At 59.7% G+C, this 24,936-nt stretch carries 29 protein-coding genes and 1 tRNA gene; 23 read left to right on the top strand and 7 right to left on the bottom strand.

What is annotated here, in order from left to right; genetic code table 11:
- Positions 1-24: 24 nt before the first annotated feature.
- The 9 genes from PHA81_RS13795 (at position 25) to PHA81_RS13755 (ending at position 6,367) form a co-directional block, all read left to right on the top strand.
- Complete coding sequence (locus tag PHA81_RS13795) at positions 25-948, top strand: hypothetical protein (protein WP_273837246.1); 924 nt, start codon at positions 25-27, stop codon at positions 946-948.
- A 276-nt stretch (positions 949-1,224) separates the two neighbouring features.
- Positions 1,225-1,665: an SLOG family protein gene (locus PHA81_RS13790; RefSeq protein WP_273837245.1), complete on the top strand. Its 441-nt coding sequence runs from the start codon at positions 1,225-1,227 to the stop codon at positions 1,663-1,665.
- Positions 1,666-1,981: 316 nt separating this feature from the next.
- On the top strand, positions 1,982-2,944 hold the full coding sequence (locus tag PHA81_RS13785) for a replication factor A (RefSeq protein WP_273837243.1): 963 nt from the start codon (positions 1,982-1,984) through the stop codon (positions 2,942-2,944).
- A gap of 135 nt (positions 2,945-3,079) precedes the next feature.
- Positions 3,080-3,727, top strand: coding sequence for a nucleic acid-binding protein (locus PHA81_RS13780; RefSeq protein WP_273837241.1), 648 nt, complete (start codon positions 3,080-3,082; stop codon positions 3,725-3,727).
- Between the two features lie 315 nt (positions 3,728-4,042).
- Positions 4,043-4,330: a hypothetical protein gene (locus tag PHA81_RS13775; RefSeq protein ID WP_273837239.1), complete on the top strand. Its 288-nt coding sequence runs from the start codon at positions 4,043-4,045 to the stop codon at positions 4,328-4,330.
- Positions 4,323-4,604 carry a hypothetical protein gene (locus tag PHA81_RS13770; RefSeq protein ID WP_273837237.1) on the top strand — a complete coding sequence of 94 codons (282 nt, stop codon included), beginning with the start codon at positions 4,323-4,325 and terminating at the stop codon, positions 4,602-4,604. Before PHA81_RS13775 ends, PHA81_RS13770 begins: the two co-directional genes overlap by 8 nt.
- Before the next feature lie 283 nt (positions 4,605-4,887).
- Positions 4,888-5,250, top strand: coding sequence for a hypothetical protein (locus PHA81_RS13765; RefSeq protein ID WP_273837234.1), 363 nt, complete (start codon positions 4,888-4,890; stop codon positions 5,248-5,250).
- A 207-nt stretch (positions 5,251-5,457) separates the two neighbouring features.
- A complete protein-coding gene (locus PHA81_RS13760) occupies positions 5,458-5,949 on the top strand; it encodes a nucleotidyltransferase domain-containing protein (protein WP_273837232.1) in 492 nt (163 codons plus the stop codon).
- Positions 5,939-6,367 carry a DUF86 domain-containing protein gene (locus tag PHA81_RS13755; protein ID WP_273837230.1) on the top strand — a complete coding sequence of 143 codons (429 nt, stop codon included), beginning with the start codon at positions 5,939-5,941 and terminating at the stop codon, positions 6,365-6,367. Before PHA81_RS13760 ends, PHA81_RS13755 begins: the two co-directional genes overlap by 11 nt.
- Before the next feature lie 223 nt (positions 6,368-6,590).
- On the opposite strand, the gene PHA81_RS13750 is transcribed toward PHA81_RS13755, so the two are convergent.
- Positions 6,591-6,896 carry a hypothetical protein gene (locus tag PHA81_RS13750; protein WP_273837228.1) on the bottom strand — a complete coding sequence of 102 codons (306 nt, stop codon included), beginning with the start codon at positions 6,894-6,896 and terminating at the stop codon, positions 6,591-6,593.
- Between the two features lie 158 nt (positions 6,897-7,054).
- On the opposite strand from PHA81_RS13750, the gene PHA81_RS13745 reads away from it, so the two are divergent.
- From PHA81_RS13745 to PHA81_RS13725, 5 genes are all read left to right on the top strand, one after another.
- Positions 7,055-7,336 carry a PadR family transcriptional regulator gene (locus PHA81_RS13745; protein WP_273837227.1) on the top strand — a complete coding sequence of 94 codons (282 nt, stop codon included), beginning with the start codon at positions 7,055-7,057 and terminating at the stop codon, positions 7,334-7,336.
- A gap of 100 nt (positions 7,337-7,436) precedes the next feature.
- Entirely contained in the window at positions 7,437-7,931 is a 495-nt protein-coding gene (locus PHA81_RS13740) for a TRAM domain-containing protein (protein ID WP_273837225.1), read from the top strand.
- Positions 7,932-8,031: 100 nt separating this feature from the next.
- Positions 8,032-8,346 carry a non-histone chromosomal MC1 family protein gene (locus PHA81_RS13735; protein WP_273837222.1) on the top strand — a complete coding sequence of 105 codons (315 nt, stop codon included), beginning with the start codon at positions 8,032-8,034 and terminating at the stop codon, positions 8,344-8,346.
- Positions 8,347-8,396: 50 nt separating this feature from the next.
- The gene (locus PHA81_RS13730; RefSeq protein WP_273837221.1) at positions 8,397-8,636 is read left to right on the top strand and encodes a hypothetical protein; all 240 of its coding nucleotides are present in this window, start codon (positions 8,397-8,399) and stop codon (positions 8,634-8,636) included.
- A gap of 449 nt (positions 8,637-9,085) precedes the next feature.
- Positions 9,086-10,081, top strand: a complete 996-nt coding sequence (locus tag PHA81_RS13725; protein WP_273837220.1) for a hypothetical protein — start codon at positions 9,086-9,088, stop codon at positions 10,079-10,081.
- Positions 10,082-11,129: 1,048 nt separating this feature from the next.
- Here the strand turns inward: PHA81_RS13725 and PHA81_RS13720 are convergent.
- Positions 11,130-11,253, bottom strand: a tRNA-Ile gene (locus PHA81_RS13720).
- Between the two features lie 157 nt (positions 11,254-11,410).
- Between PHA81_RS13720 and PHA81_RS13715 the strand changes: the two genes are divergently transcribed.
- On the top strand, positions 11,411-12,244 hold the full coding sequence (locus PHA81_RS13715; RefSeq protein WP_273837217.1) for a DUF5821 family protein: 834 nt from the start codon (positions 11,411-11,413) through the stop codon (positions 12,242-12,244).
- Positions 12,245-12,431: 187 nt separating this feature from the next.
- Complete coding sequence (locus PHA81_RS13710) at positions 12,432-12,599, top strand: DUF1931 domain-containing protein (RefSeq protein WP_273837216.1); 168 nt, start codon at positions 12,432-12,434, stop codon at positions 12,597-12,599.
- A gap of 227 nt (positions 12,600-12,826) precedes the next feature.
- Here the strand turns inward: PHA81_RS13710 and PHA81_RS13705 are convergent, their stop codons facing one another.
- Both PHA81_RS13705 and PHA81_RS13700 read right to left on the bottom strand, forming a co-directional pair.
- Positions 12,827-13,525 (bottom strand): nucleotidyl transferase AbiEii/AbiGii toxin family protein, encoded by a 699-nt coding sequence (locus PHA81_RS13705; protein ID WP_273837215.1) that lies wholly within the window; start codon positions 13,523-13,525, stop codon positions 12,827-12,829.
- 122 nt (positions 13,526-13,647) lie between these two features.
- Positions 13,648-14,259, bottom strand: a complete 612-nt coding sequence (locus tag PHA81_RS13700) for a hypothetical protein (RefSeq protein ID WP_273837213.1) — start codon at positions 14,257-14,259, stop codon at positions 13,648-13,650.
- 328 nt (positions 14,260-14,587) lie between these two features.
- Here PHA81_RS13700 and PHA81_RS13695 point away from each other — a divergent pair, with 328 nt between their 5' ends.
- Entirely contained in the window at positions 14,588-15,820 is a 1,233-nt protein-coding gene (locus PHA81_RS13695; RefSeq protein ID WP_273837212.1) for a hypothetical protein, read from the top strand.
- 78 nt (positions 15,821-15,898) lie between these two features.
- Here PHA81_RS13695 and PHA81_RS13690 read toward each other — a convergent pair whose 3' ends face one another.
- Complete coding sequence (locus tag PHA81_RS13690) at positions 15,899-16,495, bottom strand: hypothetical protein (RefSeq protein ID WP_273837211.1); 597 nt, start codon at positions 16,493-16,495, stop codon at positions 15,899-15,901.
- Between the two features lie 163 nt (positions 16,496-16,658).
- Between PHA81_RS13690 and PHA81_RS13685 the strand changes: the two genes are divergently transcribed.
- The 4 genes from PHA81_RS13685 (at position 16,659) to PHA81_RS13670 (ending at position 21,547) form a co-directional block, all read left to right on the top strand.
- Positions 16,659-17,015, top strand: a complete 357-nt coding sequence (locus PHA81_RS13685; protein WP_273837209.1) for a calcium-binding protein — start codon at positions 16,659-16,661, stop codon at positions 17,013-17,015.
- 126 nt (positions 17,016-17,141) lie between these two features.
- The gene (locus PHA81_RS13680) at positions 17,142-18,602 is read left to right on the top strand and encodes a DEAD/DEAH box helicase family protein (protein ID WP_273837207.1); all 1,461 of its coding nucleotides are present in this window, start codon (positions 17,142-17,144) and stop codon (positions 18,600-18,602) included.
- A gap of 40 nt (positions 18,603-18,642) precedes the next feature.
- Positions 18,643-19,995, top strand: a complete 1,353-nt coding sequence (locus tag PHA81_RS13675; protein ID WP_273837205.1) for a DUF790 family protein — start codon at positions 18,643-18,645, stop codon at positions 19,993-19,995.
- Between the two features lie 142 nt (positions 19,996-20,137).
- A complete protein-coding gene (locus tag PHA81_RS13670) occupies positions 20,138-21,547 on the top strand; it encodes an ATP-binding protein (protein WP_273837203.1) in 1,410 nt (469 codons plus the stop codon).
- 368 nt (positions 21,548-21,915) lie between these two features.
- On the opposite strand, the gene PHA81_RS13665 is transcribed toward PHA81_RS13670, so the two are convergent.
- Positions 21,916-22,542, bottom strand: a complete 627-nt coding sequence (locus tag PHA81_RS13665; protein ID WP_273837200.1) for a TRIC cation channel family protein — start codon at positions 22,540-22,542, stop codon at positions 21,916-21,918.
- Positions 22,543-22,844: 302 nt separating this feature from the next.
- Entirely contained in the window at positions 22,845-23,213 is a 369-nt protein-coding gene (locus tag PHA81_RS13660) for a helix-turn-helix domain-containing protein (protein WP_273837197.1), read from the bottom strand.
- A gap of 62 nt (positions 23,214-23,275) precedes the next feature.
- Here PHA81_RS13660 and PHA81_RS13655 point away from each other — a divergent pair, with 62 nt between their 5' ends.
- Positions 23,276-23,977 (top strand): SDR family oxidoreductase, encoded by a 702-nt coding sequence (locus PHA81_RS13655; protein WP_273837195.1) that lies wholly within the window; start codon positions 23,276-23,278, stop codon positions 23,975-23,977.
- A gap of 44 nt (positions 23,978-24,021) precedes the next feature.
- Positions 24,022-24,873, top strand: a complete 852-nt coding sequence (locus tag PHA81_RS13650) for a VOC family protein (RefSeq protein WP_273837266.1) — start codon at positions 24,022-24,024, stop codon at positions 24,871-24,873.
- Positions 24,874-24,936: the final 63 nt, after the last annotated feature.

Here is a 24,936-nt window from a genome sequence, read left to right as displayed (position 1 = left end):
GGTGGCGCTGAGTAGGGCTCGCAGATGAAACTCACAGCCGACGACTACGACCCTGGATTTCGCGACCGCTCGTATGCATACATCGAGGGCAATCCCTATCCCCCGCTCAGGAAAGAGATGCGCGCAGTTCTCGCCTGCCTTCCTACAATTAGGCCACCTCGGGAGCGCGAACGCCTCGTCAACAATATCGTCTCGACGCTCCATAAGCTCGACGTCGACCCCGTGGAATTCGGCGAACTAATGCACCCAAAGTCCACTAAGCATGTCCCGGTGCCGACGCCTGGGGACGCGGCGGCAGAGGCCATGTTCGACGCCGACTACCAGTACGAATATGCGTTCGAGGGCGATACGGCAACGATCGAGTTAGCCGCTCAGGCCAAGACGGTACTTCACGAACCACAAGTGGGCTGGCGGGTTACTGCCGACGCGGGTACTGTTTCCGGAACCAGCGGTAAATTGGGTTCGCTCGATGGGAACGGTCCCATGCTTCTCTCTGTCGGCGAAGCCGTCCGCTGGGGTGACGACCCCGAGTGCCCGATCATCGCCGGAGCACGCTTCGAGGAACTGCCAGTTCCCGCTGCAATCGCACACAAGCTGGACGACCGTCTCAGCGAGATGCGGACGCTCACCTCACCGGATGCGGATGCCGCGCTGGGCAGCGATCCCTCTGCCTTCCCTGCAACGATCAGTGATCCGGTTGTCTCCGAAGCTCCCCTTCGAGAATCGTTCGCTTGGGACGCCGACCGACTTGTCATGTGGTACGATGACATCAGTCCAGAATCGTTCGACCCTTCTCCCTACCAATTTGAGGACGGGATGGTGATCTCCCGGTTGGACGACCCTCAGTATCGAGACCGCGACTTCCCGGATTCTCGTGCGGGACTCATCGAGATGGACGGATTGGAACCCATCTTTCCAGAAGCAATTGATGGTTCAGAGCCGGCGTGATGGCAGGATAGGAGGAGCGCATTCTTCAGAGCTCGTCCCTCGCGCACGTTCTGCGCGCCTCCGGCGCGCATTCATCGCGCGTGCCCCGGCTACCGCCCGGCAACCGTTCTGCGGGACCGACGGCTCGTGAATACCTTATGTAACGATTTCTCTTATTCTGACCAGCAACTGTTACATAAGGGAGCATCTACCCCCCATACCTCGCAGCGAAGCGGATGGCATTCAAGATGGCTGCCGAGGGTTTGTTCTCTCCCAGATGGGTGAGGTGTACGAAAAATGAACACTACTACCGACGTTGACAACGACCGCTCGCAACCCGACCGCCCCGCTGACGGCCTCTCCGTGATCATCGCCGGCTCACGCTCCATCCTCGACTGTCTCTCGCGGGACGGCCAGCGTCGTATCGTTGCCGAAGCGATCGACCGATCGGGGTTCGCCGTCGCGGAGGTCGTTTCCGGAACGGCTCGGGGTGTCGATCAGCTCGGCGAAGACTGGGCTGGTGAGCGCGGTATCCCGGTCGAGCGCTTCCCCGCCGATTGGAACACCCACGGGAAGGCGGCAGGTCCCATCCGAAACGAGAAGATGGCCGAGTACGCCGACGCCCTCGTGGCCATCCACGTCAACGAATCGCGGGGCACGGCGGACATGATCGATACCGGCACTGACGTACTCGGGACGGATCGTGTTCATCGGGTTCCGGTCACGAGTAGCGAGTGATCGCGCTGGGAGTCGCAGCGACCTCCGACACCACCAGCGACGACCCCGACCGCAGTTTGTGTTCCCACCGAGGGGCGAGGGGTCGAGAGACTCCAGCGGGCGTGCCACCAACGTCCTCGGAAGCGAACCGGGGGCGTCGGTGAGCAGTCCGGTGCGTACTCGGTCGGCGACGTCGTGACGGCGTCGGTCGGTCAGTAGCACTGGCACTGCAACCACGTCCGCTCCAGCGGTTTTATTCCCCCATCAGGGGTGAAGGGGCGAGTCAGAAGCGACGCTCGTCCCGATGCGGTCGAAAATCGATTCGAGGTAAGTACCCATGTCTGTCCAAAGTACCAGCGGCTCGATCGTCGAACAGTTCCAGAACAACGCAGATGTCGAAGTCGATCCCGAAGAGGTCGAAGCGCGCGTGACTGCGCTCGTCGAGGAGTACCAGGTCCCCGAAGACGAGGCTCGCCGGAGCGTCACCAACCACCTGCTCGACGAGCACGACATCGATCAGGACGCCTTCTACGCGGAGTCGGGCAACGATCTCGTCAGTATCGATGCGATCGACGCTGAGGAGCAGTGGGTCGATCTCGAAGTCGAAGTCGATCAGCTGTGGGAGCCCCGCGCTGACTCGATCGCTCAGGTCGGGCTGCTGGCTGATGAGACGGGCCGCATCAAGTTCGTCTCGTGGGAGACCTCGGATCTGCCCGAGCTCGAAGAGGGACAGTGCTACACCATCTCAAACGTCGTCACCGACGAGTACGAGGGCGACTTCTCGGTCAAGCTGAACAAGACGACCGAGATCGCAGCGCTTGACGAGGCTGTCGAAACGAGCACTGGCAACGAGTCGGTGGCTTCGGAGGGCGCACTGGTCGCGATCAAGCCCGGTAGCGGCCTCATCAAGCGCTGCCCCGGAGACGACTGCACGCGCGTGCTCCAGAACGGGCGCTGCTCGGAACACGGCGAGGGCGAGGGTGAGTTCGACCTCCGGATCAAGGCCGCCTTCGACGACGGACAGAACGTCGAGGACGTGATCTTCGACGCCGAAGCCACCGAGGCCGTCAGCGGGATCTCCCTCGATGAGGCGACCGACATGGCGATGGACGCGCTCGATCCGAGCGTCGTCGCCGATCGTCTCCGCGCGGAACTCGTGGGTCACTACTTCGCCATCGAAGGGCCGGAGATCGGGGAGTATCACCTCGTGAACGAAGTCGAGGAGATCGGCCCGGACGACGCGGCCGCAGCGGACGCGGCGCGCGTCCTGGACGAGCACTTCGACGCGGAGCTGGTCTGAGGCGGGCCAGCGCTCGCGATCGATCGGGTGCATCGTGTCGTCGGCACAGTGAGCCGCGACAGCAGTTTTTCACCCCATCAGGGGTGCAGGGTCGGCGAGTCAGTGAAGCCGACTCGATCGAGGTTCGTTTCAATCATGAGTTCGAGTGCCAACAGCGGTAACGACGGTCGTACCGATCGCCAACCAGCCAAGCGCGCGTTCGCCGAGGAATTCGGAGACGCCAGCGAGATCTTCCAGGACGGTGACGACGAGCGGTCACCGAAGTTCGCAGTGCTGCCCACCGGAGAGAACGCGAACCGGGTGCTCGCGATGGGCACGCTGACCGAAACCGAGAACGTCGCCAACAGTAGCGACAGCGAGTATTGGCAGGGCCGCGTGGTCGATCCCACGGGGACGTTCTTCGTCTACGCCGGGCAGTATCAGCCCGAGGCGATGGCGGCGCTGCGGGGCATGGAGGCTCCGGAGTACGTCGCGATCGTGGGCAAGCCCCGAACGTACGAGGGCGACGACGGCGACATGCTCACGTCGATCACTCCCGAGTCGGTCACGACGGTCAGCCAGGAGACGCGCGATCAGTGGGTCGTCGAGACCGCCGAGCAGACTCTCGACCGGATCGACGCGATGCAGGCCGACGAGAGCGAAGGCGAGGCCGCCACGCGTGCTCAGGATGCCTACCCAGAGGCGGACATGGGCGAGTACGAGCAGAGTGTGAAGGAAGCACTCGCGCAGATCGCAGGTGTCGAGATCGAAAGCGAAGACGGCGGTTCGGAGGACGCCGAGTAGGCGACGCGCTCGCTGGAGTTCTCTTTTTTGCTCTGTGACCTCTCGCGCTCACTCCCGGTGGTCGCTCGCGCGACCTCCCCAGCCTCCTCCCTGCGGGGCGCACTGGCGTGCGCCTCCTCGGTCGTCCCTCGCGCGTTCTCCGGCCCTCCGGGCCGGATTCATCGCACGCCACCGCTACAGCTACAGCTATTCCAGACTGCGTGCCCAGTACAGTGCTCTCCATTGGAGCGATTCTACTTAGTTAACCAACAGAGTGGCTGAGATACACCGTTCTCGGTGTGTCCGCCACCCGTTTGTTTGCTCCAGAGGGATGAGATGCTTGGAAACATCGCCCGACACCCGCTCCAGACGCTGAACCGGCTCCGGACCACACTCGTTCACCGAACCATTACCGCGAATCTCGAGCAGGCTCACGAACACGCCATTAATGGCAACTACGAGGGATTCGAGCGCCACTGTGGTCATGCCGAACGGCTCGCCGAGCGTCACGCGCCCGATCGCGTCGACGACGTCGATCGCGTTGTGGCCGCCGCCCCCGATCAGCTGGATGAACCGATCGAATCGAACCACCCACAGATCGCCGAGAGGACTGCCAATGTCTGACAGCGATCGTGAGGTGGCGAACGAGGGTCGAACCATCAAGAAAGTCGAGTTCAACGACCGGTTCGCTCAGAACAGCCCATCGTATCTCAGCGAAGACCAGACCGAGGCGCGGCTTCGCGCCGGCATCGAGCGTGGGCTGGATGCTCTCTGGGAGCAGCACGGCCGGCTCGCTGACATCGAGATCGAGACCAACGTCCACCGAAGTAGCCTCGAACCGCAGTGCAGCTACCTGGAAGTCTCGATCGAAGCGGTCTCCGTGCGGTGGTCGCGGTAGCACGCGGTGCAGAGAGCGGCGATTGCGGGAAGCAGCGGAACCTGCGGAAGCAGTGGTGCGGCAGAGCGGCGGTACGGCGGAGCAGGCGGCGGCGCGGTTCGGCAGTGGCACCGCCTTGTGTAACAAATCGGTGGAAGACAGACCCTGTCTCGTTACATAAGGGACTTCGCAGCACGGACGAGTCGCCGCACTCGCCACAACCGCCTCAGCAGTTTTATTTACCCCAAACAGGGGCGAAGGATCGGACGAGAGGAAAGTTCGATCTGAACGGAGAACTAGTCCAATGGCGACAGAATTCAAGCAGTCCACGGCCCGAACAGCACAGACTACGACCAACGGCGGCAACGCGCTCACGGCGTGCGAAGCGATCAACAGTGCGGACGAGTGGATCGATCTGGAGGCTCAAGTGATCGATCTCTGGAGTCCGAACTCCGAGTCGGTCGCACAGGTCGGTCTCCTGGGTGACTCCTCGGGTATGACGAAGTTCGTGAGCTGGGCGGCATCAAGCGTCCCCCGGCTCGAAGAGGGTGCGTCGTACTCCCTCTCGACGGTCGTGACTGACGAGCACGAGGGTCGTCACTCGGTGAATCTGAACTCGGCGACCGACGTCGAGCATCTCGATGACGAGCTCGCGCAGGTCAGGTAGCGCTTCGCTCTTTCTTTTTGCTGTGCCGCCGCCCGCGCCTGCGGCGCGTCCTCCCCAACCGACTCACTCTCTCAGCACCGTTCGAGCGAGTCCCTCGCGCGTTCTGCCGGCTTGCGCCGGCATTCATCGCGCGCCACTGCTTGCCGTATTCCGTAGAAAGACTGGCTACACCTCCGCTTTTATTGCGTGAAGACGTGAGTTATGACGATGAAGACCGTCGAGTCGGCTGATGCTGCTCTCGCCCTCCCGATCGAGAGGGTGCAAACTACGCTACAGGAGCACCCGGTCGAGGTAGCGATTCTCTTCGGATCGCACGCGACTAACACTCAAACCACGCAGAGCGATATCGACATCGCGATCGCGTTTGAAGAGCTACGTTCGAGCGATACAAACTACAATACGGAGTTTTTCGGGGTAAGTGCGGACCTCAGCGATACTCTCGAAACCGACGATGTCGACTTCATCGATCTCCACTCGATGTCACCGGAGCTCGTTGAAGCAGTCTTTGAGCACGGTGTGCTCCTCGTCGGCACCGAGGCGACAGCCACCAGACTGCGCCAGCAGCTCACGGAGTCAGGCGCTGAGGGACACCCACCACGAGATCGACTCGACACCGCACTCGCACAGATCGACGAACATCTCGACACCGATCCCGCCACATCGACGACACCAGCCTCGGGAGGCCCTGATGACGGGTGAAGAGTTGTCAGCGGATCGCCTCAGTCGGATCTTGAGTGGTATCGAGACGATCGAGAAGAGCCTTGGGGTACTCGCGCGCAAACAGCAGGTGAGCCGCGAGGAGTACAAGAGCGATTCGGATACTCGGGACATCGTCGAACACCGGTTCGTGAAGATGACTGAAGCCGCGATCGATATCGCTGAAGAACTCGTGAAACACGAACGCGGCGACCCGCCAGTGAGCAACCCGGCTGCGATGCGGGCGCTCGGCGAAGAGGGGATTCTCTCGGCAACTCACGCTGAAGAAATGGCCCAAGGTGCCCGATTCCGCAATGTATTGTCGCATACCTATGGCTCGATTATTGATCACGATGTGGTCGTCATCCATAACCATCCTCGAAAATTAGCCCAACGGCACAAATTTCACAGCGGATCGTGATGAAGAATCTTGCCTAGCCATCATCAGATCGGCTAGGTTTATTCGTCATGCACAGCTCCCGGTGAAATTAGACACCGGTATTGGTTTCGATTCCAGCCATGCATGAGCAAACTACCTGCCTGCCTTCAGTGTGTACTGTTTCGTGGACTGTCGGAGAGTGGCTCACGAGAAAAACCGGTCATCGGTAGAGTAGTCAGCTGTTGTGAGCCTCCCGAATCAGTGGCTATGAGGAACTCTCGACGGTGGCTTCGATAGACATCTCATCGACTGTGGTAGTGATATCGTCGATCCGTCCATTGAGTCCAGCAACGAACTCGCTGGTTTCCTTGGTCGTAGCTGCTCCTTGGCTGGTGGGCTCGATCAGGCTCGCTTCTTCGAGCACACGCAATGAGTACCGGATTTTGTGGTGGGGGTGGCCAGTTTCGTTCGACATCCGCACGATCCCGATGGGTTCGTTTTCGAGGACCATTCGTAGGACTTCGAGATGGCGTTGTAGCGTGTCGACTTCTTGTTCGAGTCGATCGATCATAGGGATCGTTCTCTTGAACCGACACAATTGTAAGCCTTGTTATCGAGCCCGCCAATTCTGGCGATTTATCGTCGAAACTGCCCTTGTGGCTGTTCTATTCCTCGGTTAGGATTTCAGAAATCGACATGTTTTACTGTGGTAATAACCAATACGTAGATATGCACGATCTAACTGGCTTCCAGCGTGATCTGCTCTACACTATCGCGGGACAGGACGAACCCCACGGACTGGCGGTCAAAGAAGAACTCGAGGACTACTACGAGACGGAGATCCATCACGGCCGACTCTATCCCAACCTCGATGAGTTAGTCGACAAAGGACTGGTCGAAAAGGGGCAGCTCGATCGGCGGACCAACTTCTATGAGATCACCCGGCGCGGCCGCCGCGAGATCGAGGCGCGTCGTGAGTGGGAAGATCAGTACGTGGCTGTCGAGGCGTGAGTCCACTGATGGTTCGTATCAGCGACAAGCAGCGGTCGACGCCAAGGCTGGCTCGCGGAGACGGGCTTCAGACGCCACCCATCTGTGAGGAGAGGGAGTAATGGTCGAGATCCCTGACCAGCTGGAGTGTCTCTTCAGCGGATCGATCGACCAGCAGGGTGACGCGTATCGGATCGAAATTCCACGGTCCGAACTCGAAGACGGGACGATCACCAACGGTGAGACCTACCGGGTGGCAGTTCTATCGAGTACGCCGCAATACGACGATGCTGAGGCTCGCCAGCAATCGAGTGGTACGCCGTCGGATGCGGATGGTTCCGACCGCCAGTCACCACCCGTCGAACCGGGCGACATCCGTGATGTGACGATCGAATCACTAGGCGATCAGGGTGATGGGATCGCGAAAATCGATCGGGGATACGTCGTGATCGTCCCCGGGACGCGTCCGGACGAGGAGGTGACCATTGAGATCGAACAAGCCAAAGAAAACGTGGCGTTCGCGCGGGTTTGCGACGATTCGTCAGATTCCACCGACTCCGGAACGGACGATTTCGACGGTTCATTCGCCGAGGAGACACTCGGCGAAAGCGAGTGAAACGCTCTCGGAATTCGACACTCCTCTGAGGAAACCCCATTACTGCGGGGGATAATCTTATCCTACTCCCTCTGATGGATACGCTTGGAGGAATGAAACTATGGCAAGAGAGGCGGATGATAAGCGGAACTTCGCACTGCGCGAGGAGAGTGGTGAGGAAACCAGCGTGTTCACCGGGAAGGTGCCTCGGCAGGCAGCGTTGAAGGCTGCCCGAAAGCTCGACCCCAGCGAGAGCGAGGACGCAGCACCCAGAGAGGAGTTCCGCCTCCGCGAGCGGGGGACGCACAAACTCCACATCTACGAGGGATGGGCGTGGCGTGAGGCCGCGCCAGAGGACAGTCCCGAGTGGATGCCCGAGACGGTCACAGAAGCCAACGTTGCGAAACAGGGGATCGAACACCTCGAAGGGCTGTAGCAACGCCGCTGTCTGACACAGATTCATATACCCCGAGTCAAAACGCCCATATGGACCGAGAGCGGCGACTCCCGCCGTTCGCCGACGATGCCCTCACCGTCCTGACTGAGGCGGTCGGCGATGCAGACGACGAGAGTGATGGCCTCCCGAAAGCCGAAGCCAAAGCACTGCTTGCCGACGACGACCGATATACCGAGTCGGATGCTGCTCACGCGCTTGAAGTGCTCGACGATCGGGGGCGCATCTACTACGTCAACGACCGCGTTCGGATTACGCCGACCGACGAGTAGTCCGACCGGGAAGCTTCCAGAGGTTTTCCGGCCGATTTCACTTTCACTGCTGTAGGGAAGTCCCTATAATCGTCGGCTGAATAGCCAGCGAACGAGGGCGGAATGGTCCGACCTCAAAAGAGCACGTCACACGCTCGCTTTCCCTTTCCAACTATGATACAGACAATGAGACGGCTCCTATCTGATTCGCCGCGGATATCTCTTGTCGAGTGCCGTGACTGCGGTGCGAGCGTCGAGCCCGACACGGAGTCTTGTCCGAGGTGTGGATCGAGCGAGATTGCTCACTACAACATCGGTCCAGGAGACTGACTGGCTCACTTGTCCGTACCGAAGTGCTCTCTATACCGGCGAGTCGCTGGAACGGGAACGCGCCACAGCGGCGGAACTGTCTCCCGAAATCCGGTGTGTGGCCCACGGCTATTTTGAGGTGGGCTCTCTGAGGAGGGTGTATGGCGATTCCGTTCGATGCGACATGGGGAACGCTCTGCGAGCGTTGTGAGGAACTCCCCGACGACGCCACGTTGATCACGCCGCTGGCGTCGAGGCGCTTTCGGATCACTGACGTCCAGGTGCCCCGAATCATCATCGAGGACGTTGATTCGGGCGATTCGCAACCGCTCCAACGCGAGCAGTTCGAAGCACTCGCCGAGCACACTCACGAGGCACCCGAAGGCTACGAGCTCGATCGGCTCCCACCGAAGGCCGAGCCCTACGCGGCGGTGCTTGCACTCCACCCACGGTACGTGCTCGACGAGCGCGAGGGGACGTTGACCGAACTCGATGAAGTCGACGAGAACACGGTGCTGGACGACGCGCCCCACCTCTCGATGAGTGAGGAGAGTGAATCCACCGACCGAGAGGAGCCGGACATCGACGTCTATGCGGACATGCTTCTGTTGATCGACGCGCTCGAACGGGAGGAGATGAGTGCTCTCGACGCGGTAGAGACGCCGGCGCTGGTTAATCTCTACACGCTGTTGTCGGATGTCCAGCGCAATGCGAACGATCTCCGGCAGGACGTGACCGACGTGCTGCTGGATCGCGTCCAACACGACCGGCCAGCCCATGGCCAGTATGGATCGGTCCAGCGGACGACGCGCCAGAATCGCTCGCTGAAAGACGACGAGACCGTGCTCGAAGCGTTCGAGGGTACGGGAATCGATCGCGAGCAGGTGATGGGCGTCGACCGCGGGAAGGTCGACGAAGCGTTGGATGTGGTCTCCGTACCGGAGTCGGCCGTCTACGATGTTTCGGAGAGCGAGTACGTCCGGAAGGCCGACGTCGACGAGGAGCGTAAGGAGACGCGCTTGCAGGGGCTCAAGGACCGGCTCGCAGTGAGCGACGATCCGGAAGCCGATGTGCTTCGCCAAGAGATCGATCGGTTGGAACAGGAAATCGAGGATCTAACAGAGTTCTCGCCTGGTAGTGCGTTCGGTGAGAGCTGACAGAAGCTGATTTGATGGCCACCAGCATGAGATGATATAAGATCAATGAGTATGACCGCTATCTTGGAGTGGGGGTGCCGATTCGGATGGCACGACTACGAACCAGAGGGGATCACGACCGAGGACCGATTCGGAATCACGCCCCGAGAACAACCGCCGCGGATGGTCTGGGTTTGTACTCGATGTAGCGATGAGAAGTGGCTTGAGCCGGGTGTCTGGCCGAACTGATCCACTCGTTCAGACAGATGAGTGTGACCGGCTTCTCCACAAAGCATATATCGTTTATGGCCGTTGTACTGATATATTGGGTGGAACATGGGAGTACTCACCAATCCGAAACAGGAGGAAGACGCCGATTCCCAGTACGTTTGCCGCGGGTGTGGCGAAGCGTTCGACCTTGAGCATTACACTTGTCCGGAGTGCGGTGGGTATAGCGTTGAGCGACCGCAAGCCGGTCGATCGGTCGATTCCGACACCCACTCGCAATTGAGAACGTTGGGAGGACGGGTAGTAGTGGAACTCAAGCGACGGTTTACAATCGATCAACAATTCACTGAGAGCAACACTGCGAAAGTGCAGAAATAAGGCGACGCGTTCGAGACACGGGCTGATCACTTATCCGATCAGTCTCGTGAAAGTCGGTGGCTATATCGGAGTGTTGTGAGAGCACCCAGACATGCCTGAGTGTGAGAATTGCGGTGACTTCGTGACTGAACAGTACGTGCGAGTGTTTGCCCCGCCTGAGATGGCTACCGTGCGGGTGTGCCCGAACTGTCCAGATATGATCCGTGAGAACGGTGGTGTTCGAGAGGCGAAGTCCCAACGGCGCAACTGACACGCACGAGCAGCAGACGGGTGTGGGGACGGAGGACTGGTGAGTAGTTTCGATGTCTCCGCGACGGTAGTGACAACCGGAACCCGTCCGGTCGAGCCGGCAGACGGCATCGCAGCCAGCTCGCCTGCTTACTCAGCCAGGTGAGGACCAGTTTCTCTCACGGTGTCGACCGCCTGTTGGGAGGCTTCGCGTGCGCGTCGTGAGGAGTCAGGATGGGCCCTGTCGGATTCGAACCAACGACCACTCCGTGTCTCCCAGCAGGGGGATCCATGTGAGAGCACGGTGGACCCAGAGTGCCATTATGAGCCGAGCGCTCGTACCACTGAGCTAAGGGCCCGCGATTGTATCGCTACGAGGGCATTCCGCGACACCTCCCATAGTCGTTCGGGTTCTGGAAGGATACTACGGTGGATTCCATTATTTGTCTGATACAGAGATGAAGATAGAAGTTACAATTCAAAAGGTGGATATAGCGTAAAGACTTATCTCATCTAATGGCAATCAGTACGAACACCGTTGAGTCATCACGAGAGGGGTTGTTCAGCGACATCTTTGCAAACGAGGGCGGTGAGGTATTCGCTGTCGGATTCAATGCGGAGAGCGTCGAAGCACTGGTCGAGGTTTTGGCAGATCTCGACGACCCGCCGAGAGTCCAGTTGATGACAGAGGAGTCGGTGCTGAAAGCGCTCCGGAGTGAGTTCGAACTCGCGAGCATGGCAGCAGAGTTGGTTGCGGCCGAGACACTCTCACTGCGAACGACCCACGAATTGTTCGAGAACGCTCTCGTCGTCATGGAGGAAGTGGTAATTTCAGTAGTCCCAACGGGTCGGACGGTTGCTGGGCTCGTGAGCGACGATGGCGAGTTCGTCGACGCTGTCTCCGAGCGGTGGCGTAGTGTGTGGGAAGTTGGGACGGAGTTCGGGTTGCGGACACCGGCGTGGTCGCGGGTTGCAGACTCGCTCACGACGGAGTTCGGTGCAGATATGGAAGCGGACTTCGAAGCGATGATTGGAGCAGTTGCGACTCCACGTGGGACTGAGAGTGCACTCGATGAAGTCGAAGTGAGTGTGCTGGCGGCAGCGAAGCATGAGAAGATGCTCTACGATGTCTCGACATGGGGTGAAGACGTGGGTGTGGCGAGCAGAGCGACGTTCTCGCGAGTGAAAAACCGGCTCGAAGACCAGGGGCTGATCGAGACCGAAAAGGAGCCGATCGACGTAGGGCGTCCACGGCTGCGATTGCTGCTCGGCGACGAGCGGCTTCGTGAAGCGAACGCTGATGAATTAGCGAGTGTGGCTGGGAGCCTGCTCTCGACGACTGGAGCGTAGTTCATCTGTTTCGGTCCGAGACCACGCTGAAGGCTTGCCTCAGGTTGAGGGCATCAGCCCAGGGAGTTGCTTGCTATGCCCCAATCCTCACACCGCTCTCATTAGTAACAAGACGGGCTAAAATGGGCGATTTCCACTTTCGACGTGCTTCGACAGGCTATAAGTAGCGACCAGCGGGAGATATGGCATGGCGAATACCATCGTCAAAGCGGCCGTGAAGGAGCACCTCGCAGACCAGAACGTCTCGTCGGACTTCTACGATGCGCTTGACAATGAGGTGTCGGACCTGCTCGACGACGCTGCCCAACGTGCTGAGGATAACGATCGCAAGACCGTCCAGGCCCGCGACCTCTGATGCGGGCATTCTCTGACTGGTGGTGTTTGCTGGTGAAGACGGAAACTCACAGCGGGAGCGACGGACTGTAGCGTCGGTGAACCTTACCAACGGTGGCGATCCCGGGAGAATGATTGCGCGCCATTCGTTAGTAAGGAGATGGCGATCAGCGATCTCGGTGATGGACAGTGCAAAGTACGGAATGAATCGCTGACCCCCTTGTACGCGTAATTCGGAGCACCAACCGGTCAGACGAACAGACGCTCGATTGACTGTTGGACGATGGTCGGGTCGACGTCGATCAGGCGTGCTGTTCGATCATAGAGATCCGTTCCGACGGTCGATTCGAAGGCCGCACCGTCGTCGGTGGTGATCTGATCCTGGACCGCGGTTTTGAGGTCGTTGTACTCGGTGACGTACCACAGGAGGGCGTGCAAGTCGGCAAGGTCCTTCAAGCGTTTGTGGCTCTTGTCACGGTCAGGGAATGCTCGCACTTTCATCGCGGCTAGCGTCGCTGCTGGTGCGATCTGAACCTCCTCTGGTACCGCCCACTCGACGTGTTCGTCGAGAGGTTCACCGATACCGTCCGTGAACACGGGTTCGAGCAGTGGCTCTGCGGGTGGCCGGAACCCGAAGGCGTCCTCGAACGCGTCGAGTTCCGTTGTATCAGGGAGAACGTCGATGTCAACCCGAAACACGTTGTGAGACGCCAACTTCCGGGCTCGAGCGTCGTCTAATCGCTCTCCGGTATCCCGGTGAAACTGCTGGTAGAACCCGAACCGACCTCGACTGTACCCCAGTTGGGTTTCGATGCGGTCGAGTGTCTCGGCGACCGGCGAGTCGGTGATAGTCTCTTCGGTCCACTGTTGGTCGACGTGAATCCCGATGTCGATGTCGCGGGAGCCGATGTAGTCCCGGTCGTGCGCCTCTCGAAACCCGTCGGTCACGTGGATGTGGACCGCCCAGCCGCCAAGTAGACAGATGGGGGGGCTCGGCGACGCTCAGAACATCCTGAAGTTCGCCTTCGGAGAGGCGGGTCACTGTCTCGGCGTACTGACCGCGATCCGCCCTACTCATTGGCCAGCCCGTGGTGGTGATTGATCAATCGGTTCGCGGCCTCGACCGCTGGCCCGTCTTCATCGAGTAGATCGACGATCAGCTGGGGGATAGAGACGGTTCTGACGCTCTCGACGGTCTGGGCGTTGTAGAAGACGTGTTCGTCGGTGGCACGGAGTTCAGTGTTGCCGCCGCCGACGAATCCCTTCTGCTCGACGAGGTCCAGCCAGTTGTCGATGTCGTCTTCTCGCACGTAGAACGCAGCCGTCGAAGCAAAGAGGAACCCCTGGTGAACCTGCTCGGCCTCGTCGGTGGTGAGCGCGTAGTCGAGACCGGCTTCGCGGATCCTGTTGAGTGGCTGTTGGAGCGAGACTCGGACCGCGTTCGGTTTGACACGCGTCTCCTGCCAGTACTCGTAGAGTGCTGGCGGGTCAAGGACGGTTGTCTCGTCAAGGAGTTCCTCGCCGGCAAGACGGTCGAGGTACTCGTAGGCCCACGACGAGGAGACACCGGCTTGTTTGGCGACCTCGTACCGGCTGAGTTCGCCGTCGGGGTGATTCAGAAGGATCCGGTGGAGCCGTTCCTTTTTGAATCCCCGCTCGCGGGCAGGTTTTTCGAGAAGCATTCTGTCTAGGTTATCGCGGTCACTTATATATCTAACCGGAATTCCGGTAACTGGAGTTATTTATATTCTCAACCGGACGTATTCTCGTTCCGCCGCGGGACCAAAGACGGAGTCCGTCTAACTCAAGGAGACAGGCACGTACAGGTAGGTTTCTTCCGTCTCACAACTAGTCGGGGGCTCTGGAGGGGGATCAGACGTACATCGGAAACACCAAAGTGGATAGCTGATGCTACTACCGAGTGCTATGTCACTGCTCGAACGGCTGCTGGGAGAGGACACGCCAGATGAACAGGTGGACCTCGAAGACTGCCACAGAGAGTGAGTAGAGATGGGGACACGCCTCGCTGAACCAGTTGTTCTCGCTGCGGCGAAGACCGCCCTGTATCCCGATATCGAGAATCGGCCACGCCGGTATGCAGTCACTGATACGCAGTTTACGCTCGACTCGTGGGGAAGCTGGCCGGTGCCATCTGCGGTCCATGACCAGTTACGGCCGTTCAACGCACTGCGACTCGCATCCGGCGAGCCGGATCTGCTCGGGATTGGGGCACCGCCGACAGGTGTTCTAAACGGTGATGCAGCTAGTGATCCGGTCGTCGCTGTCGAAGCCAAGGGCCACAACACGACGCCGCAGAACGCGGACATCGGCCGTGGTATCGAGCAGGCTCACGCACATCTTCCGGAAGTCAATCTGGGATACGTAGCTGCTCCGGCCGAAAGCGTCACCCAGACAGCGCGCTCGTTAGCCCGCGACCTCAACATCGGAGTGCTCGGTGTTCACACTGACGAGAGTGTCGACTTCCTTGAAGCGGCTCGTGTGACCGGTGCGGGCGACCTCTCGACGGGGATCGAGGCCCTCCGATTTCAAGCGAGCACCCACCAACTCACAGAAGGGAGTTTTCCAGTGAACCACCCGAAGAACTTCCTCGGGTATGCTCTGGCAGTTGCGGCCAGCGGTGATACCAGCGAGATCTACGCTGAGAACGTTATTCGCGCGGTATCAGATGGCCGTCGTGGGGCGATCCTGTTAGGATTGATCGATTCTCGGAGTGATGATGAGTATCTGACCCACCTCGGTGCGGAGGTGGTTCGGTTTGCCCAACAGCAGTGTGGAAGCATCCCTGCCGCTCTCGACCGATTTACTGAGTGGAGAGGAAAGCGAACCCGATTCACGGAACTCGCACCACGCTGGGCGCAGCTCGCACGCGCAGCAGCAATACAGTACGAACCGACGCGTCTGATCGTCGATTCGCTCGAACAGATCCACGAGGATGGGACGGAGAGTGTGCGGCTTCCTGCTCTCGTGAGCCGTGCCTGTCGACTCAACAAACCTCTCGGCGTAGAAGTGTTCATCACCTCTGGAGAGCGCGAGAACGTGCTCACGCCCGATGGCGACCTCGATGAAGCACAGTTGGAGAAGCCGGCGATATACAAATCGGGAGCGTACTTCCAGTTCAAGGCCCAGCTGTATCACGTGGGGTTGCTCACTACTGGGGGGAAAGACGATGGCACGAAAGCCCTGAACGACGAATGGCGGTTAGAACACGTTGCGATGCTGTGAATCCGGACTGTGCTTCAGCGGCCATCTATGCGCGAACCGATAGTCCTCGGTGTCAGTCGACCGATCCAGACATCGGAATCACGATCCACGTGGAGGGGGGCTCTCATCGAAGATCCCGTCCATTGCGTTCGAGAGCACGGAAAACGGCTTGTTGGTGTGGAAGGTCACGTTTTCGTACGCCTGCTGGATGTGCTTTCGTTCGGGGTCCGTGTGGCTAGCCTTGAGCGACTCGAGTTCCTCAACGAGTCGCTGAAGTTCGTTCTCGGCCTCGATGATTTCGGCAGTCAGCGCCAGGTCCTTGATTGCCTTGGCGGCTGCGCGCCGCACGCGACCGTCATCGTCGGTGAGTGCGTCGAGATACAACTCGCGGAGTCGTTGGCGATGGGAGGCTGTTTCGTCGGTGGTGTGGTCGCCCGGTAATGCATCGTCGGTGAACTCCGAGCCGACCGTTCGGAACGCCAGTTTGGGATAGAGTTCCGCTGCGAAGCGGATCGCCGCTTGGCGCTGGTAGCCATCGCCGTTTGCATACAGTTCCCGGCAGATCTCGAAGCTCTCATCGAACAGTTCGGCCTGATCCTCGAGTTCCATCTCATGGATTTCATCGATTACGCGATTCACCTGGTCGGTATCGCCGGACCAGAGGGCCTCGGAGAACGCGGCGGGTGTGCGCTCCATACGGGGGGTTCAGGACACAGCCGCGTAACTCCTCGGGATGGCTGTATTGGTAGGACTGTGGTAGCCGTACGTTTACGGTAACGATTGAACGCCCTCCGGATAGGTTGGTGGGTGGGTTTGCCCGCCCCGAGCATCTTACGTCTGGGGTGAGTACTGGCGGGCTATGACACGATCCGAGAGAGACGAAGAGCGAGACGAACGCATTGAGATGGAAATCGTCGTCGACGCTTACGGCCGGGAAGAGCAGGCGATGGGCTGGCACGTCTCCCTCGACGACACGCTGGAGTTCCCGTTCGAAGCGCGCTGTCGCACCGAGCGCGAGGAATCGCCCTTGGAGGAAGGCGAAACCGTCCGTGTGGTTGGAATGTCCTCGACAGAGCCGACGCTCAGCCAGCAGTTCGTGACGATCAAGTGGATGGATAGAACACTTGGCGCGCCCCTCGAGCAACTCGAACCTGTTGACGTCGGCAGTGCCACCGAACAAGCGATCGCCGACTGGCAATACTGGCTCGAACGCTGACAGCCGTGGCTCTGTCCCCACTGGAATCCCCTCTGTGCCCACAGAAGTACTGGTAGATGGTACGAACACGAACGTCCCTCGCCAATCAGTATGGTTTATTCGGGTCCCGGTTGTGATATCTCTCAGATGCGGATCGAGTTCGACGGGGGCACGCTCCTACTACGGGAGGCCAGTGAGGAGGTTCCGTACGCGGAGTGGGACGACCGAGTCGAGGAGTACCGTGTGCCCGCGTATCGCTATCACAACGTGCTCGAATGGGTTGACGCATGGGATGACGATGATTCCACCTCTGCTGCACAGGAATCAGCTCACCAAGAAACCATCCAATCGGCTACTGTTGCGGTCGAAGATACGGCTCGGGCGTACCCCGAACTCGCGCTCGATCCCGCCCTCCAGATCGAACCCCGAGAGTACCAGCAGGCCGCGCTTGATGCGTGGCGAACCCACGACCGTCGAGGTAGTGTCGTGCTCCCGACCGGGAGTGGGAAAACGTTTCTCGGTATTCAGGCGATCGCCGACGCTGGTGTCGCCACGCTCGTGGTCGCGCCGACGATCGACCTGATGAACCAGTGGCACGCCACCCTCACCAACGCCTTCGGCGATCAACTGCCCCATCAGGGCGGAGACGGGCCCGAACAGGCAGTCGGCGTGCTCGGTGGGGGGACTCACGAGATCAGACCCGTGACGGTGACGACCTACGACAGCGCGTATCGCTACATCGACGAGTACGGCGATCAGTTCGGCCTGCTGATCGCGGACGAAATCCACCACCTGCCAGCCCCGACCTACAGACAGATCCCCGAAATGACCATCGCGCCGTACCGTCTCGGCCTGACGGCTACCTACGAGCGCGCCGACGATGCCCACGAACTCCTCGAAGATACCGGCCTGATCGGTCCCGTCGTCTACGAGGAGGAGGTCGACGAGCTCGCTGGGGAGTATCTCAGCGAGTACGAAACCATCCACATGCAGGTCGAGTTGACCGACGACGAGCGCGCCCAGTACGACGAGGAGTACGGCCTCTATCGCGAGTACGTCGACACGCACGACTTCGACCTCTGGAAAGCCGAGGGCTACCAGGAGTTCCTCGCGCACACCTCCTACGATTCGGATGGTCGCCGGGCGCTGATCGCCAAGCAGCGCGCCGAGGAACTTGCACGTACAGCGGCAAAGAAACTCGACACACTGGATACGCTGCTCAAGCGCCATCACGACGACCGCACGATCATCTTCACCGCGAACAACGACTTCGCCTACGAGATCTCTCAGGAGTTCATCGTCCCCTGTATCACTCATCAGACCAAGACCGACGAACGCACGGAGATCCTCGAACGATTCCGAAGTGGTGAGTACTCGATCTTAGCGACGTCGCAGGTGCTCGACGAGGGGATCGACGTGCCCGCGGCGAACGTCGGGATCATCCTCTCGGGGAGCGCGTCGAAACGCCAGTACGCCCAGCGCCTCGGTCGCATCCTGCGGCCTACCGACGAGCGCCAGCCCGCGCGACTCTACGAGATCATCGCCACGGACACGATGGAGAACTACGTCTCTCAGCGCCGCCGTGAAGGGGTCGAGGCAGGAGCGTGACCGTGATTACGATCGTGAGCGCCATAGTGAGACAGGAGCCATGCTGACGGCCGACCTCGCGCGCTCACGGTCATCTGACGGCGAGGTAACGCCGCTGTTCATCGATCCCGACGACACTCGGTACCAGGAGACGGCGAGCGAGTTGACCGAACTGTTCGAGACGCACGTCGGTGAGCCGAAAGCCGACCTCGACACCGCGATCGACCAACTGACGGTGGCGGATACCGACTACAAGATCATTCAGGGCCTGGCGAAACTGCTGCGCGACGAGTGCGATTTCGAAACGGTGGCGGCTGTCGAGCCGCGCGAGATTCGCCAGCGGCTGTTCGAACACGCGAATGACTCGTATCCGATCGTCCGGCAGCCGACGCTCGGTGAGGATGCCCAGAAGCTCGATGTCTACACGGCGGTCGCCGACGAGCTTGGCATCTCGCTCGCGGAGTGCCATCAGGGGATGTATGCGGATCTCGACGCGAACAACCGGCTCGTGCGCTTCGGCGATCAGGTCGCCGAGTCGGTCGAACTGAATACGGATGGGACGACCAGCACGACTCAGTTGACTGGCCAGAGTGAGGAGGCGTACACAGGCAAGGCCCTCATCGTCGAGTGGCTGCTGCATCGCTATAACCTCGCGCTCGCCCAGGCGGTACTGTACGACGCGACCGAGTTGCGCATCCGGGTCTGGGACCACTTCGCGACGGTATTTAGCTACGTGAAGCTGTTCGGGTTGATGCACCGGATCTATCCGATCGACGAGCACGGCGAGCGCGTGTCGAGTACGGACCTCGCCGCTGGGTACGAAGCGATCTTGGATGGCCCGGCCTCGCTGTTCCGCCAGTCGCGCAAGTACGGCATCCGGATGGCGAACTTCCTGCCCGCGTTGCCCCACTGCGAGCGGTGGGAGCTTACCGCGGAGATTCTCACTGACGAGTCAGCCAACGAAACACGAGAACTGACGCTGGATCAGACATCGAGACTCCAAACACACTACAGTGGTGGCAGCCAGTTCGACAGCGATCTCGAACGCACGCTCGCGACCAAGTGGGAGCGGGCGAACACCGACTGGGAACTGGCCCGCGAAGACGACGTGATCGATCTGGGACCAGAGGTGATGCTGCCGGACTTCGCGCTCGAACATCCCGACGGCCGTCGAGCAATCCTCGAGATAGTGGGCTTCTGGACGCCCGAATACCTCGATGAGAAGCTCGCCAAGGTCCGTCAGGCTAATGTGGAGAATCTGGTGCTCGCGGTATCCGAGGAGTTGGATTGCACGAGCGAGGACATCGACCTCGGAGCTGAGCGGCTGCTCTGGTTCAAAACCGGCATCCACGTCTACGATGTAGTTGACCTCGCTGAGGAGTATGCAGTTCAAGCTCCCCCTGCTGATCCCTGAGCAGAGACAATTCGAGCTGATGGGAGAAGGAGTCCCCAGTGCTGTCGGGCCCAACAATATTCTGGTCTACGTTAGTTCAAACTAAGTTAGCCGAGGCTATCTTAGGAGAACTGTTTTGTATGTGCTCTTCGAAGCGGGTGTGATGACTGGGTTCGTCAACCGGGAACGGGAGCTGGAGCGCCTTGAGGAACTCTACGGGAGCGATACTGCCGCATTGGCAGTGGTGTGGGGCCGACGGCGGATGGGGAAAACGACGCTCGCGATCGAGTCGATTCGTGATCGCGATGACGCTGTGTACTACCAGGCAACCAGAGGGACTGCAGACCAACAGATTGCATCGTTCATCAACGACGCTGCGGAGGTGTATCCGGGGATCACCCGCATCCGTGAGGAGTGGGAACCGCTGTTTGAATTTCTGGCCGAGCAGGATGCAGTCGTCATCGTCGACGAGTTTCCGTATCTCGTTGAGCAGACGGACGCCCTTCCGTCGATCCTGCAGCGTGTCTGGGATCACACTGCCGAAGCAACCGCGACGGCGTTCGTGCTGACGGGTTCGGCGATCGGTATGATGCACGAGTACGCTCTCGAAGGAACAGCCCCGCTGTACGGTCGCGTTACCAAGAGTCCGAACGGGGAGATCGAAGTCGGTTCGCTCCGCTTCGCCGCGGCGATGGCGTTCTTTCCCGAATACGCCCCCGCTGAACAGGTGATGACCTACGGTGTCTTTGGCGGGACGCCGGAGTATTTGCGCGCGGTCAGCGATAATGAGTCGCTCGAAGAGAACGTCACGAGAACGCTGCTCCGGCGTGATGGAGGGCTCCATGAGGAACCCGAAAACGTGCTTCACCGAGAGCTGGAGGAGGTCGATCGCTACTTTGCGATCTTGAAGTCGCTCGCGGAAGGGAACCGGGCACAGAACGAGATCGCACAGGGAGCCGGAATCACCAGCAGTAGCCTCGGATACTACCTCGACCGATTGAACGACCTGCGTATCATCGAGCGCCACTATCCGGTGACCGTCGATCCGGCTCGGAGCCGCAAAGGGCGATACACGATCGCCGATCCATTGTTCCAATTTTGGTTCCGATTCGTCTATGGACGGACAGCGCGGTACGAAGTGTACGGCGAAGACGCCTATGCTGACCTCATCGAACCAGATCTGTCTGATTTCGTGAGTGGGACGTTCGAACAGTTGTGCCAGCACGCGGTCCTGTACGCGTTCGGCGACGAGCATCGGTTCGTTGAGGAACCCGGGAACTGGTGGAATGGCAACGGGAGCGAGATCGATATCGTCGCTCCGACGAACGGAGAGACACTCGTGGTCGGTGAGGCGAAGTTCCAGCAGGATGCGGTCGGCTATGACGTTCTCAGTCAGCTCGAATCCGACGCGTCACTGGTCGATTGGCACCCGGATAGCGGTACTGACCCGGACTACGAGTATACGTTGTTCAGTCGATCTGGATTCACGTCTGCAGTCGACGAGGCTGCATCGGAGCGGGACGATCTCTACCTGTTCACTGTCGATGACGTCGTCGGACTGATCACCGAGTGACGGTTTGGAGCCTCAGATCTCGACATGCTCCACCCTACGCTGAACAGCACGAAGAGCACTGCACGGAGTTTGCTCGTGCAGTGCTTGAACATGCAGAGACAGTGGAGCTCATCGATCAACCAGGCCCTTCGAAGCAGGGCTTTATCGAGTATCTGGAGACAGGACTCGTCGAACGAGACTTCAGAGAACGGTTCTGATCAGTCGCGAAGCTCTGCGACTGACTGTCCGACCTCGCGGACGTGCTCGCTTCGCTCAAGGTCGAGTTCCTCGGCAAGATAATCAACCGTCTCTTCGAGGCTCATGTGAAAAGGGGTCTTCTGAGGGGTATAAGCCTGCTGTTGAATCGTCCATCACGTCGTTGAATCGGGCTATCGGTTGTCATCGCCATCTTGACGCGCCAGTCCCAGTATCTGTGCGTTGGGGAGTCCCCAGCCGTAGTTGATTGCCGCCAGTCGTATCCCGACGGTCACCGCTGCACACACTCCCGCAGCGGTACTTCCAGCCCCGCCAGCGGTGACCACGAGCCAGTATGCGCTCCCGCCCAGCACGGCACAACTCGCGTAAAAGTCATCAAAGAGGATAAACGGGGACCGATCCAGCAGAATATCCGCGAACGCGCCGCCACCGGCCGCGTTGATCGTTGCGACAGCGACGACACCGAACGCGGAAACGCCAGTGTCCGTTGCAACGATAGCACCAGTCGTCGCAAACGCAGCGAGTCCAACGGCATCGGAAAGAAGCGAAATCGGATGGTCGTCCGGGGAATCGAGCACGACGCTCAATCCGAGCGCCAAGGCCACACCGAGCAGTCCGAGGCTGATCTCGATCGGCGACTGGAGTGCCAACGGAACACGATTCACGAGGAGATCTCGCGTCACCCCGCCGGCAAACGCCATTGCGAGGCCGACGACAGTAATCCCGAACAAATCGAACTCCTCGCGGATCGCTTTCGCCGATCCGACGAGTGCGAACGCGACCAGTCCGATCGTGTTCATCACGGCAAATGGGTCAACGAACAGTACTCTACTGAAGCCTTGAATCACTACTTCCGCTTACGAAAGAGTACATATTGAGGGCTACGCATCGATTCTCGCCGATAGTGCTTCACCGTCCCCTGATTGATCGAGAGCCAGAGAGACGCTCTTCACCGAAGGTGAGACAGCGAGCACATCCGCTATACTGCCCTGCTATAGGAAAAAGCGGAAGTCTTCGCACGTTCCAACATCACGAAATGCCGCCCTGTTGAAATCGCTGTGCAAGATACAGAGAGTATATGCAGCAACTCGGTGGTTTCAGATCACTCGCCGGTCGATCCGAGCCAGTCTGTTCCCCACTCGTCGAGTGCATCGAACACAGGACAGAGTGCGCTCCCCTTCTCGGTCAACGTGTAGTAGCTTGCGACTGGCGATTCCAACTCCACGCGGTTGTCAACGAACCCGTTCTCCTCCAATCCATCGAGGACGCGCGAAAGCGTGTGAGAACTCGCTCCCGTTGACCGCTTGAGTTCGTTGAACCGCTTTTCGCCATCCCGGAGGTCATTCAGGATGACGAGTTTCCACTTCGAGCCCACTTCCTCGACTGCCCCAACGACGGTACAGACATCCGCATTACGCCGCTCGACATCGGACTCTTCATCAGCATCAACCGAGGGTGGTTGGGTCGCCATAACCTGGTCACACTATTGTTGCCTGAGCTATATATGAGTTTGGAACCAAACTAGGTACTGTAATGGAACTGCAAAACGCGACAGTGCTCGTGACCGGTGCCACTGGCAACATGGGTCCATACGTGACCGATGCACTCGTCAACCAGGGAGCCACCGCCATCGGCACTTACGTCACCGAAACCGAGCGAACCGATGTCGAAGAACATAGCGACCAGTCCGGCGCAGTCTCGTATCATCAGGTCGATCTCACCGACCAGCCGGCGATCGAAGCCTTCGCTGAGACTGTCCACGAGCAATATGGGTCGGTCGATCACATCGTCGGTCTCGCCGGCGGATTCTCGATGGGCACCGTTAGCGATACCGATGGAGGCACGTTCGAAGCTACGCTCAGTCGTCACGCAACGACCGCGTTTCTGACCGCCAAGGCCTTTGCGGATCAGCTCGATGAACAAAGTAGCATCGTTCTGTTCAGTTCTGATCGCGCTCTCGATCCTGTTGGGGGGACGCTCGCGTACGATGTCGGGAAGGGGGCGGTTCGAACGTTGGCTGAATCGCTTGACGTCGAACTCGACGCGCGGGTCAATGCGGTTGCCCCGTTCCTCATCGACGTGCCAGGCAACCGTGAAGCGATGCCCGACGCCGACTTCTCTGAGTGGACTGCGCCCGAAGCGATCACGGACGTCGTCCTCCACTTGCTGGCGAACGAGGGCGTTACTGGGCAGATCATCCGAACGACCGGCGGACAGCCGGAGAAAGAGGTTTGATGGAGCAGACAGAACGAGCCTCCAGCACTGGAGGCCGAACGAGAATGCAATCAGACTCAGATTCGCACGTGCTCCCGTCCGAAACTCGAATAGGCCGAACCGCACTCCGGGTGTCGGACCTCGGTGAAATGGTCGCATTTTACCGGGAGGTCGTTGGTCTGAGTGTCCTCGGTCACTCCGAGACGACAGCAATCCTTGGCATCGAGAAGACGCCGCTCCTCGTTCTGGAGCGAGATGAGGACGCACTCGCACGAGACCGGTCGGGAGCGGGACTCTTTCACACCGCATTCAGAGTTCCCTCGCGTGGCGCGTTAGGTGACGCGTTGACGCGCATACGGAACCGCTGGCAGCTTAGTGGTGCGGCCGACCACGACGTCAGTGAGGCGTTATACCTCACTGATCCGGAGGAAAATGGCGTCGAAATCTACCGTGACTTTCCCCGTGAGGAGTGGCCCATCGCCGACGACGGAAGGGTCCAAATCGGGACCTACTCCATCGACCTCGACCCAGTGGAAGCGGCTGCCACAGGCAAGCCAGGAGTCCCAGTCGGAACAGATGTCGGGCACGTGCATCTGGAAGTCACCTCGCTTGAGACGTTCAGCGACTTCTACGTCGATACTCTCGGATTTGACGTCCAAACGGCCGTGCCGAACGCGTCGTTCGTGTCTGCTGGAGGGTACCACCACCATCTCGGTGCAAACACGTGGCACCATCGTACGGCCCCAGTCAGGGGCAGAGGGCTGTCCTGGTTCGAAGTGGTCCTTCCAGAGCCCCAGGCGCTTGCGGCGATTCGAGACCGAGTAGCGGGCAGTCAGTTCACCGTGACTGAGACGGACGACGGAATCTCGGCCATCGGTCCGGATGAGATCGAGGTTCGGTTCCGAGTCGAGACGTAACTCGTCGCCCGGCTCTGTCTGCTCTCCATCGGTCTTTAGCTAACCGACGAATCACATGACAGC

Origin of the sequence: Halococcus sp. PRR34 (assembly GCF_028617175.1) — an archaeon.
In the GTDB taxonomy this organism is placed as follows: domain Archaea; phylum Halobacteriota; class Halobacteria; order Halobacteriales; family Halococcaceae; genus Halococcus; species Halococcus salifodinae.
The sequence above is the reverse complement of the archived record's forward strand: the minus strand, read 5'-3'. Positions and strand labels throughout refer to the sequence as shown.